Genomic DNA, 17,251 nt, shown 5'->3' on the forward strand with positions numbered 1-17,251 from the left:
CCGAGGATGACGCCCATCGCCTGCATGACCAACAGCGAGGCGATGAAGCCGCCCATGTTCACCATCCCCTGAGCGGTGCCGAGGGTGGCGCTCGGATTGCACGTCCGCGCGAAGTCGAATCCGACCATCGACCCCGGCCCTCCCACGGAGATCACCACTACGAGCACGACCAGCAGCCACAGGGGAGCGCGCCCGGGCAGCGCGAGCACCACCGTCCACACCAACGCATTGCTCGCGATGATCGCCAGGACGATGCGGGAGCGCCGGTGCGGGTTCCGCCCGGTGAAGATGCCGATCGCGATGCCGGACGAGATCGCGGCCACCACCGAGATGGTCAACAATGCGCCCGCAACGCCCGCCGACTGTCCCTGGGCCACGGTCAGATACGGCACACCCCACATCAGCGCAAAGACGGTGACCGAGAACTGGGTGCCCATGTGGGTGAAGAATCCGAGCCGGGTGCCGGGACGCAGCCACACTGTCTTCACGCTGGAGAGCGTGGCGCGCACCGACGGTGACTCGGTCGCGGCGACCAGCCCCCTGGGGGCGTCCTTGACCAGCACCACGACGAGGATCAGCGCCAGGATGCCCAGCGCCGCGACGGAGACGTACGCCGTCGCCCACGTGGTACCGGTCAGCAGGGCCAGGAACGGGACGGCGGAGAGCACCTGGCCGAGTTGACCGCAGATACCGGTGAGCTGGGTGAGCAGCGGCACCTGTCTCGGCGGGAACCAATGGGGCACCAGTCGGAGCACCGAGATGAAGGTGACGGCGTCGCCGAGTCCCACGATGGCGCGCCCCCCGATCGCCAGCGGCAACGACTCGGTCAGCGCGAGGAGCAGCTGCCCGCCGGCCATCAGGGCGGCGCCCGCGACGATGAGCACCCGCGAGCCGAAGCGATCCAGCAGCACGCCCGCGGGCACCTGTGCGCCCGCGTAGACGACGACCTGCAGCACCACGAACGTGGACAGCACGCTGGGGCTGGCCGCGAATCGATCGGCGGCGTTGAGCCCGGAGACACCTAGCGTGGTGCGGTCCAGCACGGCGACGATGTAAGCCAGCAGCCCCGTCGACCAGATCGTCCAGGCACGCACTCGGTCAATCGTCGCGCATCCCGGCATCCGATGGCGAATCGATATTCTCTACTTGACGTTGACGTGCAAATCTCGCAAATTATTGAGACGGTCTACAGTGACTGCATGCATCGTTGCGGTGTTGGGCAGAGCGGGACTGTGACCGGCTATTTAGGGAAGTGTCGCGGTGGCTGAATACCGGCTCGATGAGCTGTCCGCCCTCTCGGGAGTCAGCGTCCGCAACATTCGGGCCTACCGCGAGCGAGGTCTGCTCGACGCCCCTCGTCGCGAAGGCCGGAGGGCCTTCTACAACGACCGTCACCTCGCCCAGTTGCGAGCCGTCAACGAGCTGTTGCGCAAGGGCTACACCTCCGCGCACATCGCCGAATTCCTCGACGGCACGCGTCAGGGCCGCGATCTGGCGGACGTCCTCGGCTTGCAGCAGGCCATCTTCGCCCCGCCCCCGCGGGCCGCCGCCGCGGTTGACGTCAACCCCGACGGCGACGAAGCGCGCCGGTTGCTGCAGTACGGCCTGGCCGAGGTGATCGACGGTGAGTTGGTGTTGGTGAACCCCAACATCGCCGAGATCGTCGGCCGCGTCTCCGAACAGCTGCCCTACGTGCAGGCGATGCTGCGGGTCTCCGCCGGCATCGCGGGCCTGCTCGACGAGCTTGCGAGTGCGGTCGTGGACGCGTTGGAGCAGAGCCTGCTCGCCGGCTTCGGCCCGAACTACGCGCCAGAGCCCGCTGCCTTGGCCGAGCTGCGGAGGACGGTCGCCGACTACCGCGCCATCGCCCATTACGTAGTCGCCGATCAGCTCGAGGACGCGTTGCAGGGGCGTCTCGAGGGAGAGTCCGGCTACCCGCCGACGTCGCCCCCGGCGGGCAGTGACGCCGAGAACGACTGAGCGCGCTCAGACGCGGGTGGTGGCGGGGTCCCCGCCGAACCGCTGCGCCAGCCACACCGGAATGATCGCGAGGACGGTGAGCGCGGCGGCGACCACGTTGATGACGGGGGCCTGGTTGGGCCGAAACAGGTTTCCGAAGATCCAGATCGGCAGGGTCTGCACCGCCGGTCCCGCGGTGAAGGTGGTGACCACGATCTCGTCGAAGCTCAGGGCGAAGGCCAGGATCGCGCCTGCGACGAGAGCACCGCGCATCATGGGGAACGTCACGTAGCGGAAGGTCTGCCACGTCGATGCGCCCAGGTCGTCCGAGGCGTCCTCGAGGTCCGTGCCGAGCCTGCGCAGTCTCGCCTGCGTGTTGTTGAAGACGATGACGATGCAGAAGGTGGCGTGTCCGACGATCACGGTGGCCAGGCCGAGCGTCACTCCTAGCGCGGACGTGAAGGTGGCGTTCAGCGCGATGCCGGTGACGATCCCGGGCAGCGTGATCGGCAGGACGACCAGGAAGCTGATCGCGTTGCGGCCGAAGAACTTCCTGCGTTGCACGGCGAAGGCGACCATGGTGCCCAACACCAGCGCGATCGCCGTGGCGCCGAGCCCGACGAACACCGAGTTGGCCAGCGACGTCCACATACCATCGCTGTTCCATGCGTCGGCCCACCAGCGCAGTGTGAAACCACTCGGTGGGAACGCGAACGTCCGCGAAGAGTTGAAGGCGTTGACGACGACGAGAAGCAGTGGGGCGTAGAGGAACACCAGCACGAACACGGTCCACGCCCGCACCGCGCCCCGCGCACCGCCCGACAGCATCAGACGTTCTCCAGAGCGCCGGTGCGCCGCATGGCGAGCAGGTATAGGACGACTGCCGCCAGCGGGATGATGGAAAGCGCCGCGGCCAGCGGCTGGTTGTTCGCCGTGACCAACTGTCCGTAGATGATGTTGCCGAGCATCTGTGTCTTGCCGCCGACGATGGTGACGGCGATGTAGTCCCCGAGTGACAGGGAGAAGGTGAAGATCGAGCCGGCCGCGATGCCGGGAAACACCAACGGCGCCACGACCATTCGAAATGTCGAGAAGTCGGAGGCGCCGAGGTCCGAGCTCGCGTCGATGAGGTGGTCGGGGACGCGTTCGAACGCCGCGAAAACCGGGATGATCATGTATGGCAACCACAGGTACGTCAGCGTGATCGCGGTGGCGGTGAGGCCGTAGCCGGGGCTGTATCCGGTGGCCCACGCCAGCGGACCCTGCGGGGAGAGCATCACCCGCCACGCGTACGCCTTGACCAGATAGCTGGCCCACAGCGGCGTCGTAACCGCGACCACCAGCGCCAGACGCATTCGCGGCGAGGCGATCTTCGCCATGTACAACCCCAACGGGACGGCGAGGACCGCGCAGAGGACGGTGACCAACAGTGCCACGCCCACCGTGCGCAGGGTCACGGTGCGGAAGACCTCGTCGGTCACCACGCGGACGATGTTGTCGCCGGTGACGGTGTGGACCACTGCGCCGGTGAAGGAGTTGGTGGTCCAGAACGCCGAAACCAGCAGCACGGCAAGTGAACCCAGATAGGCCACCACCAGCCACGCCAACGGGGGGACCAGCAGGAAGGCCAGGCTCAGCCGTCCCCGCTGGAGCCGCCCCGGCAGCGACATCCGGTCCCGTGGCGTCGCCGTCCGCGGCGCCTCGGCGTCGGGGGCGGCGGGCGTCACCCCTTGATCTGCTGCCACTTGCTGACCCACTCGTCGTAGGCCGTGCAGTTGGAACCGCTACCGTCGACGCACTGCTTCTGAGGCGTTGTCCAGTAGTGAAGCTGAGCGGCGTACGCCTCGTCGGTGGCGTGGTAGATGTCGCAGAAGTCCTTCTCCTTGGTGAACTCGCAGGCCTTGGTCTGTGCGGGCGCCTCGCCGAAGTACTCCGCCACCTGGGCGTTGACCTGCGGTGAGGTGATCCAGTCCATCCACTTGTACATGCAGTTGGGATGTGCGGCCTTCTCGGCGACCATCCAGGTGTCGGACCAGCCGGTCGCCCCCTCCTTCGGAAGGATGGTGTTCACCTGAACCTTGTTTTCGGTGCCGATGGTGTTGGCGATGACCTGCCACGTGGTGCCGATCACCGAGGTGCCGGACTCGAATGCCTGCACTTCCTTGGTGTAGTCCGACCAGTACTCGCTGATGTTCTCGCGCTGCTTCGTGAGCAGGTCGACGGCGGCGCCGAGTTGTTCTTGTGTCAGCGAGTACGGGTCCTTGATGCCCAACTCGGGCTTGGTCTTCGACAGGTACAGCGCAGCGTCGGCGATGTAGATGGGTGAGTCGTAGGCCGTCACCTTGCCCTTGTACTTCCCGGCATCGGTGAACACCGCGCCCCACGAATCGGGTGCGTCGGTGACCGCGGCGACGTTGTACATCAACAGGTTTGCCCCCCACCCGTGGGGGACCCCGTACATCCGACCGTCCACCGAGTTCCACGGCTTGTCCTTGAGGAAGGACGAGATCGTCGAATAGTTGGGCACGAGTGCAGTGTTCACGGGTGCGACGTCGCCTGCGTAGATGAGCCGTAGCGTGGCGTCGCCCGAGGCGGACACACCGTCGTACTGGCCGGTTCGCATCAACTGCACCATCTCGTCGGATGTGTTGCCGATCTTGACGTTGACCTTGCAGCCGGACTGCTGCTCGAATGGTGTCACCCAGTCGACCGTCTTGTCGTTGGATCCGTTCTCGGCGTAGCCGGCCCACGCGATCAGGTTGAGCTCACCCTCACCGTTGCCGAGGGCGCTGAGCTGATCGAGCTTCGGCGGTGCCGTGCCTGCTTCGCCGCCGCCGCCGGACTGCGAGCTCGAACAACCGACGACGAGGGTGGCACATGCGGCGATGGTGAAGCCGATCCGCAATGCAGTGGGTTTCATGGGCTTCCTTGATCTACTGGGTTCGATTCCTTGTTCCGTCAATGCGTTTCAGTTCGGTTCAGTTCGTGAGGTCGTGCACGGCGCTGTCGGGCCAGGCCATGGTGATCCGAGTGCCGTGGCCCAGGCCGTCGGGCAGGTTGGCCGACGCGTTGAGCACGGTCGCGGTGAGCGTCACGCCCGGTGCGGCAACGGCGGCCACGCGCGTGGTGGGGCCTGCGTAGATGACTTCGGCCACGGTGGCGTCGACGGTGCGACTGCCCGGAGCCGCCCCGCCGCCTCCCGGCGCGAGCACCGCTATGCGTTCCGGCCGCACCGCGAACATGCCGCGCCGGCCGACGAGCGCCTCGGCGGCGTCTCCGTCGAGCACGTTGGAGGTTCCGACGAAGTCGGCGACGAACCGGTTCACCGGATTCTCGTAGACGTCGCGTGCCTTGCCCACCTGCTCGATGCGCCCCGCATTGAACACCGCGAGCCGATCGCAGAGGGTGAGCGCCTCGTCCTGATCGTGGGTGACGATGACGAAGGTGATCCCGATCTCGCGCTGAATCGCCTTGAGCTCCAATTGCATCTGCTCGCGCAGTTTGAGGTCGAGTGCGCCGAGCGGCTCGTCGAGGAGCAGGACCTTGGGACGTCCCACCAGGGCCCGTGCCAGCGCGACGCGCTGGCGCTGACCACCCGAGAGCTGCGCGGGCTTGCGCGGCCCGTAGTCCGCGAGCCGGACCATCTCGAGTGCGTCGGCGGTGCGACTGCGCCGCTCGGTCTTGGGGACGCCGCGCACCTTCATGCCGTATTCGACGTTCTGCGCGACGGTCATGTGGGGGAACAGCGCGTACTCCTGGAACACGGTGTTGACATCGCGGCGCCGGGCCGGAAGGGCCGTGACGTCGACGCCACCGAGCTTGATGGTCCCCGCGGTCGGCTGTTCGAAACCGGCGACCATCCTCAGCACGGTGGTCTTGCCCGAGCCGGAGGGGCCGAGGATGGCGAACAGCTCGCCGTCCTCGACGGTGAGGTCCGCACCGTCCACTGCGACGATCGAGTCATCGAATACCTTGCGAACGCCTGTGAGTTCGATCTGCGGCTCGCCGGGACCAGATGGCATGGGCTGAATCGTATGGATCCGTCGGTCGCACCGCAGCGCAACGTATGGAATCCGCATGACGCGGCGGTTTCATCGACGGTTTTCGTCTCCAGCAAATGCGCAGACGACCTGCAGAATCTTGATACAGATGTGACCAGTGGCGTTGATGAGAAAATTGGGACAGTTGTCATACCCTGTGGTTGTGGCGATTTCCCGGCGAGACGTGCTCAAGTACGCCGCTGCGGCGCCGGCAGTCGTCGGGCTCGGCGGCGCGCTGGCAGGCGCGGTGTCGGCAGCCCTGGCCCCCGCGACGGCCTCCGCCGCCCCGCTGGGCGTCCTCCTCGACTACGCGGCGGGCGTGATCCCCGCGACGGCCCTGCGCGCTGCGGGAGCGGCCGGTGCGATCCGCTATGTCTCCGATCGCCGACCCGATGGCGGCTGGATGCTGGGCAAGCCGATCCAGCTACCCGAGGCGCGCGACCTATACCAGAACGGTCTGAAGATCGTCTCCTGCTATCAGTTCGGCAAACAGGAGAGCGCCGACTGGCTGGGCGGCCAGAACGCGGGCGTCGAACACGCCAAGCGGGGCTGGCAGTTACACGTCGCCGCCGGCGGTTCGTACGGCGCTCCCATCTACGCCTCCATCGACGATGACCCGTCCCTTGACCAGTACAAACAGCAGGTCGCACCCTATCTTCGCGGCTGGGAGGCGGTGCTGGGCCACCAGCGCGTCGGCGTCTACGCGAACTCGAAGACGATCGACTGGGCACTGCAGGACGGGCTCGGCTCCTACTTCTGGCAACACAACTGGGGCTCGCCCAAGGGCTTCACACATCCGGCCGCACACCTGCACCAGGTCGAGATCGACAAGCAGAGCGTGAGCGGCGTCGGCGTCGACCTGAACCACATCCTGAAGCCGCGATTCGGACAATGGGACTGACACTTACCGGTCAGTAAGTCTTGCCAGCAAACTATTTGAGCGTCTCGCCGTTTCTGACTAGACACTCGTCGCAGTGTCGTCGGTTTTTCAGAGATGCCGACTGCGCGAACCAGGCGTAGGAACAGAACATAACGATTAGGTAACAGTACTGCCTTGATCTGCAGTGTTGTTGCTACTCGACCGTAACCACCCGCATGCAGGACGTTTGTACCGCAAGCCGGGAAGGCGTCTTGAAGTCCGCGTTATCCAATGTGTGGTTACCCGTGCGTAGAACTCGCCAGTAACCATTTGGGGCGCGAAAATGGTGCAGGTCCTTATGACACTCTTATGGCGGCTGCCCATCCAACCGGGCCCTCCCAGAAGAGACCACGAGCCCGTCGGGAATCCACCCCCGACGCCACCCGCGTTACCCACAGGGGCGCGGGGCCTCACCGCCGAGGACGAAATGGACGCGGTAGACGAAGCCGCGCAGACGCAAGAGTGATACGCGCGAGAGCGCACCGAGGAGATGACAAGACGTGACGATCAACGAGAAGCACGACTGGGGTACCCCCGCGAAGCAAGGGGAGGTGTCAACCGGCCGCAAGGGTGGTTCTGCCGACAACTCTTCCGCATCCACCGCTCTCGTCGACCTCCTCAACGCGGGTGAGCCCTATGCCGTGGCGTTCGGCGGCCAGGGCGGCAACTGGCTGGAGAACCTCGAGGAACTCATCAGCTCGGCAGGCATCGAGTCCGAGCTGAGCGAGGTCATCGGTGAGGCCGCGCTGCTGCTGGAGCCCGTCGCGCGCGAGTTGGTCGTCGTTCGGCCGATCGGCTTCGAGCCGATGCAGTGGGTGCGTGCGCTGGCCGCCGATGAGCCGCTGCCGACGTCGAAGCAGCTGACCACCGCCGCCATCTCCGGACCGGGCATTCTGCTGACCCAGCTGGCGGCCATCCGCGCAGCCACCCGCCAGGGTCTCGACCTCTACGGCACGCCGCCGGTCAGCATGGCCGGCCACTCCCAGGGCATCATCGCCTGCGAGGCGCTGCGGGCTAGAGGCACGCGCGACGCGGAACTCCTGGCCATGATCCAGCTGATCGGTGCGGCGGGCTCGCTGGTCTCGCGGCGGCGAGGAATGGTCGGACGTGGCGACAAGTCGCCGATGGTTTCCGTCACCAACGCCGATCCGGAGCGCATCGCGGAACTCCTCGAAGAGTTCTCCCAAGACGTCCGCACCGTGCTGCCTCCGGTGCTCTCCATCCGCAACGGCAGGCGCTCGGTGGTCATCACTGGGACGCCCGAGCAGCTCTCACGCTTCGAGCTGTACTGCAGCAAGCTCACGGAGAAGGAAGAAGCGGAGCGCAAGAACAAACTCCGCGGCGGCGCGGTGTTCAACCCCGTGTTCACCGGCATCCAGGTCGAGGTCGGCTTCCACACCCCACGGCTTGCCGACGCGATCGACGTGGTCGACGGGTGGGCGGCCAAGTTGAGCATCGACGGCGAGCTCCTTCATCACTTCGCCACGGCGATCTACGTCGAGGCCTTCGACTGGGTCGCCGAGATCGAACGGCTGCACGAGTCCGGGGCGGGTTGGATCATCGACCTCGGGCCCAGCGACACCATCACCCGAGTCACCGCACCCGTCATCCGCGGGCTCGGCATCGGCATCGTCCCCGCGGCCACCAGGGCCGGTCAGCGCAACCTCTTCACCGTCGGAGCCGCACCCGAGGTCGCGCCCGCCTGGTCGAGCTATGCCCCCTCGGTCATCACGCTGCCGGACGGGTCGACCAAGCTCTCGACCAAGTTCACCCGGCTCACCGGTCGTTCGCCGATCCTGCTCGCGGGCATGACGCCGACGACCGTCGACTCCAAGATCGTCGCCGCTGCGGCCAACGCGGGCCACTGGGCCGAGCTCGCGGGGGGTGGTCAGGTCACCGAACCGATCTTCGACAAGCGCATCGCCGAGCTGACGTCTCTGTTGGAGCCGGGCCGGGCCATTCAGTTCAACTCCCTGTTCCTCGACCCCTACCTCTGGAAGCTGCAGCTGGGCGGAAAGCGTCTGGTACAGAAGGCGCGTCAGTCGGGCGCGCCGATCGACGGCGTGGTGGTCAGCGCGGGCATTCCCGAACTCGAGGAAGCCGTCGCGCTGATCGAGGAGCTCAACGAGATCGGCATCACCCACGTGGTGTTCAAGCCCGGCACCGTCGAGCAGATCAAGTCGGTGATCGAGATCGCCGCCGAGGTGCCCGGCAAGGACGTCATCGTCCACATCGAGGGCGGCCGCGCCGGTGGGCACCACTCGTGGGAGGACCTCGACGATCTGCTGGTGTCGACGTACGGCGACCTGCGCAAGCTGTCCAACATCACGCTCTGCGTCGGCGGCGGCATCGGAACGCCGGAGCGTTCCGCGGATTACCTGTCCGGCAAGTGGTCACAGGCCTACGGCTTCCCGATCATGCCGGTCGACGGCATCCTCGTCGGCACCGCGGCGATGGCGACGCTGGAGTCCACCACCTCGCCTGCGGTCAAGCAGTTGCTGGTCGAGACCACCGGCACCGATCTGTGGGTCGGCGCCGGAAAGGCCCAGGGCGGCATGGCATCCGGGCGCAGCCAGCTCGGTGCCGACATCCACGAGATCGACAACGCGGCGTCGCGCTGCGGTCGTCTGCTCGACGAGGTCGCCGGTGACGTCGACGCGGTCGCCGAGCGGCGCGCCGAGATCATCGCCGCGATGGCCGATACGGCCAAGCCCTACTTCGGCGACGTGGCGGACATGACGTACCTGCAGTGGCTGCGCCGTTACGTCGAGTTGGCGATCGGTGACGGTGACACCACCGCCGACACCAAGGACGCCGACTCGCCGTGGCTGGACACGACTTGGCGCGACCGCTTCGAGGAGATGCTCAAGCGCGCCGAGGCCCGGCTGCACCCGCAGGACTCCGGGCCCATCGAGACGCTGTTCACCGTCGACGCCGACGGTGAGGCGCTGCTCGAGGATCCGGAGCGGGCCCTGGCGGCGCTGCTCTCGCGCTATCCCGACGCCGAGGACGTCAAGCTGCATCCGGCCGACGTGCCGTTCTTCGTGACCCTTTGCAAGACGCTCGGCAAGCCGGTCAACTTCGTGCCGGTCATCGACAAGGACGTGCGGCGCTGGTGGCGCAGCGACTCGCTGTGGCAGGCGCACGACGCGCGGTACTCGGCCGACCAGGTGTGCATCATTCCGGGCACCGAGGCCGTCGTGGGCATCACCCGCGTCGACGAACCCGTCGGTGAGCTGCTCGACCGATTCGAGAAGGCCTCGATCGACGAGGTTCTGGCCACCGGTGCACAGCCCGTCTCTGCGGTCTCGCGCCGCCAGGCCCGCGCCGACATCACCGGCCCACTGGCCGTCGTGCTCGACTCGCCCGACGTGCTGTGGGCGGGGCGCGCCGCCATCAACCCGGTCCACCGCATCGGTGGGCCGCGGGAGTGGCAGGTCAACGAGAATCGTTCTGCGACACACCCGTCCACGGGTTCGCGCCTCGAGTTGAGCGGCGATCACGTGGTGCTGAGCGTGCCGTTGTCCGACATCTGGATCACCATCCGGTTCACCCTGCCGTCCACCACGATCGACGGTGGTATGCCGGTCGTCACCACCGAAGACGCCGCCGCCGCGATGCGCGCCGTGCTGGCGATCGCCGCGGGCGTCGACGGGCCCGAGTCGCTGCCTCCGGTGGGCAGGAGCGAAGCGACCGGGGAATCAGGCACCGTCGTCGACGACAGCACGACGGTGACCGTGTCGTGGGACCCGGAGGAGGTCGCCGACCACACCGGCGTCACGGCGACGTTCGGCGCACCGCTGGCGCCTGGGCTGACGTTGGTGCCCGACGCACTGGTCGGCAGCTGCTGGCCCGCGGTCTTCTCCGTCATCGGATCGGCGGTCACCGAGACCGGTTTCCCGGTCATCGAGGGCCTGCTCAGCCTGGTGCACCTCGACCACGCCGCCCACCTGCTGGCGCCCATGCCGAACTCCAAGGCTCGATTGACCGTCACCGCAACGGCTTCGCCCGCGACCGACACCGAGGTCGGCCGGGTGGTCCCGGTGTCCGTGACGATCAGCGACGCGGACGGCACCGAGCTGGCGAAGCTCCAGGAGCGGTTCGCGATCCGCGGCCGCACGGGCGCCGCCGCACTGACCGATCCCATTCAGGCGGGGGGAGCGATCACCGACAACTCCACCGACACCCCGCGCCGCCGCCGCCGTGACGTCACCGTCACCGCGCCGACGGACATGAGCGCGTTCGCCGTGGTCTCCGGTGACCACAATCCGATCCACACCGACCGTGCGGCCGCCCTGCTCGCCGGCCTGAAATCGCCCATCGTGCACGGCATGTGGCTGTCGGCCGCCGCGCAGCACGCGGTGACCGCCACCGACGGTCAGGCCACGCCGCCCGCGCGGCTGGTCGGCTGGACGTCCCGCTTCCTCGGCATGGTCATGCCCGGTGACGACATCGACTTCCGTGTCGACCGCGTCGGCATCGACCGCGGCGCCGAGATCATCGAGGTCACCGCCAAGGTCGGAACCGACCTGGTGATGTCGGCGACCGCGCAGCTGTCGGCGCCGAAGACCGTCTACGCATTCCCCGGCCAGGGCATCCAGCACAAGGGCATGGGCATGGAGGTCCGGAGCCGGTCGAAGGCCGCCCGCAAGGTATGGGACACCGCCGACAAGTTCACCCGTGACACGCTGGGCTTCTCGGTGCTGCACGTGGTGCGTGACAACCCGACCAGCCTGATCGCCAGCGGTGTGCACTACCAGCATCCCGAGGGCGTGCTGAACCTGACGCAGTTCACCCAGGTCGCCATGGCCACGGTGGCTGCTGCCCAAGTGGCCGAGATGCGCGAGCAGGGTGCTTTCGTCGAGGATGCGATCGCCTGCGGTCACTCCGTCGGCGAGTACACGGCACTGGCCTGCGTGTCGGGTGTGTACCCGCTCGAGGCGCTGCTCGAGGTGGTCTTCCACCGCGGCAGCAAGATGCACGACATCGTGCCGCGCGACGAGAACGGCCGGTCCAACTATCGACTGGCCGCGATCCGTCCGTCGCAGATCGACCTCGACGACGCGGACGTGCCCGAGTTCATCGACGAGATCGCCCAGCGCACAGGGGAATACCTACAGATCGTCAACTACAACCTGCGCGGCTCGCAGTACGCCATCGCGGGCACCGTGCGCGGCCTGGAGGTACTGGAGGACGAGGTCGAGAAGCTTCGCGAGATCTCCGGCGGAAAGCGTTCGTTCATCCTGGTACCCGGCATCGACGTGCCGTTCCACTCCTCGGTTCTGCGCGTCGGCGTCGCCGACTTCCGCCGTTCGCTGGAGCGCGTGATGCCCCGTGACGCCGACCCGGCGCTGCTCGTCGGCCGCTACGTCCCCAACCTGGTGCCGCGGCCGTTCACGCTCGATCGCGACTTCGTCCAGGAGATCCGGGACCTGGTGCCCGCCGAGCCGCTCGACGAGATCCTCGCCGACTACGACACGTGGCGAAGCGAGAAGCCGCGTGAGCTGTGCCGCAAGATCGTCATCGAGTTGCTGGCCTGGCAGTTCGCCAGCCCGGTGCGCTGGATCGAGACGCAGGACCTGCTCTTCATCGAGGAGGCCGCAGGCGGTCTGGGAGTCGAGCGGTTCGTCGAGATCGGCGTGAAGTCGGCGCCGACGGTAGCCGGTCTGGCCACCAACACGCTGAAACTGCCGGAGTACTCACACAACACCACCGAGGTGCTCAACACGGAGCGCGACGCAGCGGTGCTGTTCGCCACCGACACCGATCCCGATCCGGAGCTGGAGGAGCATGCCACTTCGCCTGCTTCCCAGAACGCACCAGCCGATGCCGCACCGGCAGCTGCGGCGGCGGCACCCGCCGCCCCGTCGGGCGGCCCGGGTCCCAATGTCGCGCCCGGGGGCGCTCCGCGGCCCGACGACATCTCCTTCGGCGCCGACGAAGCGACGCTGTCGCTCATCGCACTGTCGGCGAAGATGCGCGTCGACCAGATCGAGCTGCTGGACTCCATCGAGTCGATCACCGACGGCGCGTCCTCGCGGCGCAACCAGCTGTTGGTCGACCTCGGTTCCGAGTTGAACCTCGGGGCGATCGACGGGGCCGCCGAAGCCGATCTGGCTGGCCTCAAGGCGCAGGTCACCAAGCTGGCCCGAACCTACAAGCCCTACGGCCCAGTGCTTTCCGATGCGGTGAACGATCAGCTGCGCACCGTACTCGGGCCGTCCGGCAAGCGACCTGCCGCAATCGCCGAACGGGTCAAGAAGACCTGGGAACTCGGCGACGGCTGGGTCAAGCACGTCACGATGGAACTCGTGCTGGGCACGCGTGAAGGCAGCAGTGTGCGCGGTGGCGGACTAGGGCACCTTCACGACGGTGCGCTGCCCGACGCGGCCACGTTCGACAAGATCGTGGATGCGGCGGTCTCGGCCGTCGCCGCGCGCCGCGGTGTAGCGGTGTCGCTGCCCTCTGCCGCAGGCGCCGGGGGAGGCGTCGTGGACTCCGCCGCACTCGTCGAGTTCGCCGAGCAGGTCACCGGCCGCAACGGCGTGCTCGCCTCGGCGGCCCGGATGATTCTCGGTCAGCTCGGCTTGGACGCCCCGGTCAACGTGGGTGAGACGGTCAGCGATGCCGACCTCATCGACCTCGTCACCGCCGAACTCGGTTCTGACTGGCCACGTTTGGTGGCGCCCACGTTCGACGGGCGCAAGGCGGTGCTGTTCGACGACCGCTGGGCCAGCGCCCGCGAGGATTTGGCACGCCTGTGGCTGAAGGACGAAGACGAGATCGACGCGAACTGGCCGCGGCTCTCCGAGCGCTTCGAAGCCGCCGGGCACGTCGTCGCCACCCAGGCGAACTGGTGGCAGGGCAAGGCCCTCGCCGCGGGGCGCAACGTCCACGCGTCGCTCTACGGACGCGCCGCGGCCGGGGCGGAGAACCCCGGCACCGGTCGGTACGCCAATGAGATCGCCGTGGTGACGGGTGCCTCCAAGGGGTCCATCGCCGCGTCGGTGATCGCGCAGCTGCTCGACGGTGGCGCATCGGTGATCGCCACCACCTCGAAGCTGGACGACGACCGGTTGGCGTTCTACAAGGAGCTCTACCGCAACAACGCCCGCTTCGGCGCGACGCTATGGGTCACGCCTGCCAACATGGCCTCCTACACCGACATCGACGCGCTGGTCAGTTGGGTCGGTAGCGAGCAGACGGAAAGCCTTGGCCCGCAGTCGATTCACCTCAAGGACGCGCTGACGCCGACGCTGCTGTTCCCGTTCGCGGCTCCGCGCGTGGGGGGTGACCTGTCCGAGGCGGGGTCCCGTTCCGAGATGGAGATGAAGGTTCTGCTGTGGGCCGTGCAGAGGCTGATCGGTGGCCTTTCGCACATCGGTTCCGAGCGGGACATCGCGTCGCGGCTGCACGTGGTGCTGCCCGGCTCGCCGAACCGCGGCATGTTCGGTGGCGACGGTGCCTATGGCGAGGCCAAGTCCGCACTGGACGCGTTGGTGACGCGCTGGAAGGCCGAGACCTCGTGGTCGCAGCGAGTTTCGTTGGCGCACGCGCTGATCGGCTGGACCAAGGGCACCGGCCTGATGGGTCACAACGACGCGATCGTCGGTGCGGTCGAACAGGCCGGCGTGACCACGTACTCGACCGAAGAGATGGCGTCGATGCTTCTCGACCTCTGCGACGTCGAGTCCAAGGTGGCGGCGGCGCGTGCGCCGATCAAGGCCGACCTGACCGGCGGACTCGGCGAGGTCGACATCGACATGGCCGAATTGGCCGCCAAGGCCCGCGAGGACATGGCCGCCGAAAGTGCTGCGACGGTTGCCGAGGACGACGAAGACACCGGCACCATCAAGGCCTTGCCGTCACCGCCGCGGGGTTACGCCGCGGCGCCGCCACCCGCATGGGACGACCTCGACGTCGATCCCGCCGATCTGGTGGTGATCGTCGGTGGAGCGGAGCTCGGACCGTACGGTTCGTCGCGGACCCGCTTCGAGGCCGAGGTCTCCGGCGAGCTGTCCGCCGCAGGCGTGCTCGAGCTCGCCTGGACCACCGGGCTGGTCAAGTGGGAGGACGATCCCACGCCAGGTTGGTACGACACGACCTCGGGCGACCTGATCGACGAGGGCGAGCTGGTGGAGCGCTACCACGACACCGTCATCGAGCGGGTGGGAATCCGCGAGTGGGTGGCCGACGGTGCGATCGATACCGATCACTCTGCACCGCTGCTCGTCTCGGTGTTCCTCGACAAGGACTTCTCGTTCGTGGTGTCCTCCGAGGAGGAGGCCCGCGCGTTCGTCACGTTCGATCCCGAGCACACCCTGATCGCGCCGATACCGGACAGCAGTGACTGGCAGGTCACCCGCAGGGCGGGCACCGAAATCCGGGTACCGCGCAAGGTGAAGCTCTCCAGGACGGTGGGGGCGCAAGTGCCGACCGGATTCGATCCGTCCGTCTACGGCGTCACCCCGGACATGATGAGCTCGATCGACCGGTTGGCGCTGTGGAATCTCGTCACGACGGTGGACGCGTTCCTGTCGTCCGGCTTCACTCCCACCGAACTGATGCGGTGGGTGCATCCCAGCCTGGTGGCCAGTACGCAGGGCACCGGCATGGGCGGCATGACGTCGATGCAGGCGATGTATCACGGCAATCTGCTTGGCAAGAACAAGCCGAACGACATCCTGCAGGAGGTCCTGCCGAACGTCACGGCCGGCCACGTCGTTCAGTCCTATGTCGGCAGCTACGGCGCGATGATCCACCCCGTCGGCGCATGCGCCACCACGGCGGTGTCGGTCGAGGAGGGGGTGGACAAGATCCGGCTCGGCAAGGCCGAGTTCGTGGTCGCGGGCGGCTACGACGACACGACGCTGGAGGCCATCATCGGCTTCGGCGACATGTCTGCCACGGCCGACACGGAGGCGATGCGCGCCAAGGGCATCAGCGATTCCAAGTTCTCTCGCGGCAACGACCGGCGTCGCCTCGGCTTCGTCGAGGGTCAGGGTGGCGGAACCATCCTGCTGGCCCGCGGTGACCTGGCTTTGGAGATGGGTCTGCCGGTACTGGCGGTCGTGGGCTACGTGTCCACGTTCGGCGACGGCATGCACACGTCGATCCCGGCCCCCGGACTCGGTGCCCTGGGCGCGGGCCGCGGCGGCAAGCAGTCGCAGCTGGCCAAGTCGCTGGCGACGTTGGGTGTTGGTCCCGACGACATCGCTCTGATCTCCAAGCACGACACGTCGACACTGGCCAACGATCCCAACGAGACGGAGCTGCACGAGCGGCTCGCCTCCGCCATGGGTCGGTCGCCCGGCGCGCCGCTGTTCATCGTCAGCCAGAAGAGCCTCACCGGGCACTCGAAGGGCGGCGCGGCGGCATTCCAGATGATGGGTATGTGCCAGATGCTGCGCGACGGCGTCATCCCACCGAACAGGAGTCTGGACTGCGTCGACGACGAGATGGCCCACGCCTCACACTTCGTGTGGGTGCGCGAGGCCCTGCAGATGCGGGAGAAGTTCCCGATGAAGGCGGGTCTGATCACCAGCCTTGGCTTCGGGCACGTTTCGGGTCTGGTCGCACTGGTGCATCCGCAGGCGTTCCTGGCTGCCTTGAATCCCGAGCAGCGTGAGGATTACCAGCAGCGCGCAGGCGCCCGTGTATTGCAGGGTCAGCGCACTCTGGCGTCGGCGATCGCCGGCGGGCCCGCGCTGTACGAGAAGCCTGCGGACCGGCGCTTCAACCACGACTCGCCGGAGAAGCGGCAGGAGGCCGACATGCTGCTCGATCCGGAGTCGCGGCTCGGCGAGGACGGTTGGTATGGGCAGCGGTGAGCGCCTGCGCAGGAGCATTCGGGCTGGAATGGCGTGAGGGCTGAGTCTGCTGAGCTAGCGTTCCCGCAATGAGCATCGTCGGGATCGGCATCGACCTGGTCTCCATACCGGACTTCGCGGAGCAGGTCGACCAACCGGGGACGGTGTTCGCGGAGACGTTCACGCCGGGTGAACGCCGCGACGCCGCGGACAAGAGTTCGTCGGCGGCGCGGCACCTGGCGGCGCGGTGGGCGGCCAAGGAGGCCGTGATCAAGGCGTGGTCGGGTTCGCGGTTCTCGAAGCGGCCCGTGCTGCCCGAGGACATCCACCGTGACATCGAAGTGGTCACGGACATGTGGGGCAGGCCGAAGGTGCGGCTGTCCGGCGACATCGCCGAACACCTGAAGGACATCACGATTCATCTGTCGCTGACCCACGACGGCGACACCGCCGCGGCGGTGGCGGTGCTGGAGTCTCCATAGCGCGCACTACCCTCGATGCCATGGGCGATCTGGTCGAAAGGG

At 67.3% G+C, this 17,251-nt stretch carries 9 protein-coding genes; 4 read left to right on the plus strand and 5 right to left on the minus strand.

Going from position 1 to position 17,251, the window contains the following annotated elements:
- On the minus strand, positions 1 to 1,094 hold a 1,094-nt coding region (locus tag QOI01_RS20455; protein ID WP_526384157.1), incomplete at its 3' end, for an MFS transporter.
- 166 nt (positions 1,095 to 1,260) lie between these two features.
- Between QOI01_RS20455 and QOI01_RS20460 the strand changes: the two genes are divergently transcribed.
- The gene (locus QOI01_RS20460; RefSeq protein ID WP_526384159.1) at positions 1,261 to 1,980 is read left to right on the plus strand and encodes a MerR family transcriptional regulator; all 720 of its coding nucleotides are present in this window, start codon (positions 1,261 to 1,263) and stop codon (positions 1,978 to 1,980) included.
- Positions 1,981 to 1,986: 6 nt separating this feature from the next.
- Here the strand turns inward: QOI01_RS20460 and QOI01_RS20465 are convergent, their stop codons facing one another.
- The 4 genes from QOI01_RS20465 to QOI01_RS20480 are packed head-to-tail and all read right to left on the minus strand — an operon-like array spanning position 1,987 to position 5,981.
- Positions 1,987 to 2,787 (minus strand): ABC transporter permease, encoded by an 801-nt coding sequence (locus tag QOI01_RS20465; protein ID WP_526384161.1) that lies wholly within the window; start codon positions 2,785 to 2,787, stop codon positions 1,987 to 1,989.
- Positions 2,787 to 3,629 carry an ABC transporter permease gene (locus tag QOI01_RS20470; RefSeq protein ID WP_526384172.1) on the minus strand — a complete coding sequence of 281 codons (843 nt, stop codon included), beginning with the start codon at positions 3,627 to 3,629 and terminating at the stop codon, positions 2,787 to 2,789. Before QOI01_RS20470 ends, QOI01_RS20465 begins: the two co-directional genes overlap by 1 nt.
- Positions 3,630 to 3,682: 53 nt before the next feature.
- The gene (locus tag QOI01_RS20475; protein WP_526384162.1) at positions 3,683 to 4,879 is read right to left on the minus strand and encodes an ABC transporter substrate-binding protein; all 1,197 of its coding nucleotides are present in this window, start codon (positions 4,877 to 4,879) and stop codon (positions 3,683 to 3,685) included.
- A gap of 58 nt (positions 4,880 to 4,937) precedes the next feature.
- A complete protein-coding gene (locus tag QOI01_RS20480) occupies positions 4,938 to 5,981 on the minus strand; it encodes an ABC transporter ATP-binding protein (RefSeq protein WP_526384164.1) in 1,044 nt (347 codons plus the stop codon).
- 181 nt (positions 5,982 to 6,162) lie between these two features.
- Between QOI01_RS20480 and QOI01_RS20485 the strand changes: the two genes are divergently transcribed.
- The 3 genes from QOI01_RS20485 (at position 6,163) to acpS (ending at position 17,209) form a co-directional block, all read left to right on the plus strand.
- A complete protein-coding gene (locus QOI01_RS20485) occupies positions 6,163 to 6,900 on the plus strand; it encodes a glycoside hydrolase domain-containing protein (RefSeq protein ID WP_526384166.1) in 738 nt (245 codons plus the stop codon).
- A 518-nt stretch (positions 6,901 to 7,418) separates the two neighbouring features.
- Positions 7,419 to 16,748, plus strand: coding sequence for a fatty acid synthase subunit beta domain-containing protein (locus QOI01_RS20490; protein ID WP_526384168.1), 9,330 nt, complete (start codon positions 7,419 to 7,421; stop codon positions 16,746 to 16,748).
- 68 nt (positions 16,749 to 16,816) lie between these two features.
- Positions 16,817 to 17,209 (plus strand): holo-ACP synthase AcpS, encoded by a 393-nt coding sequence (gene acpS / locus QOI01_RS20495; RefSeq protein ID WP_526384170.1) that lies wholly within the window; start codon positions 16,817 to 16,819, stop codon positions 17,207 to 17,209.
- Positions 17,210 to 17,251: the final 42 nt, after the last annotated feature.

Origin of the sequence: Mycobacterium sp., assembly GCF_032162605.1 — a bacterium.
GTDB lineage: Bacteria > Actinomycetota > Actinomycetes > Mycobacteriales > Mycobacteriaceae > Mycobacterium.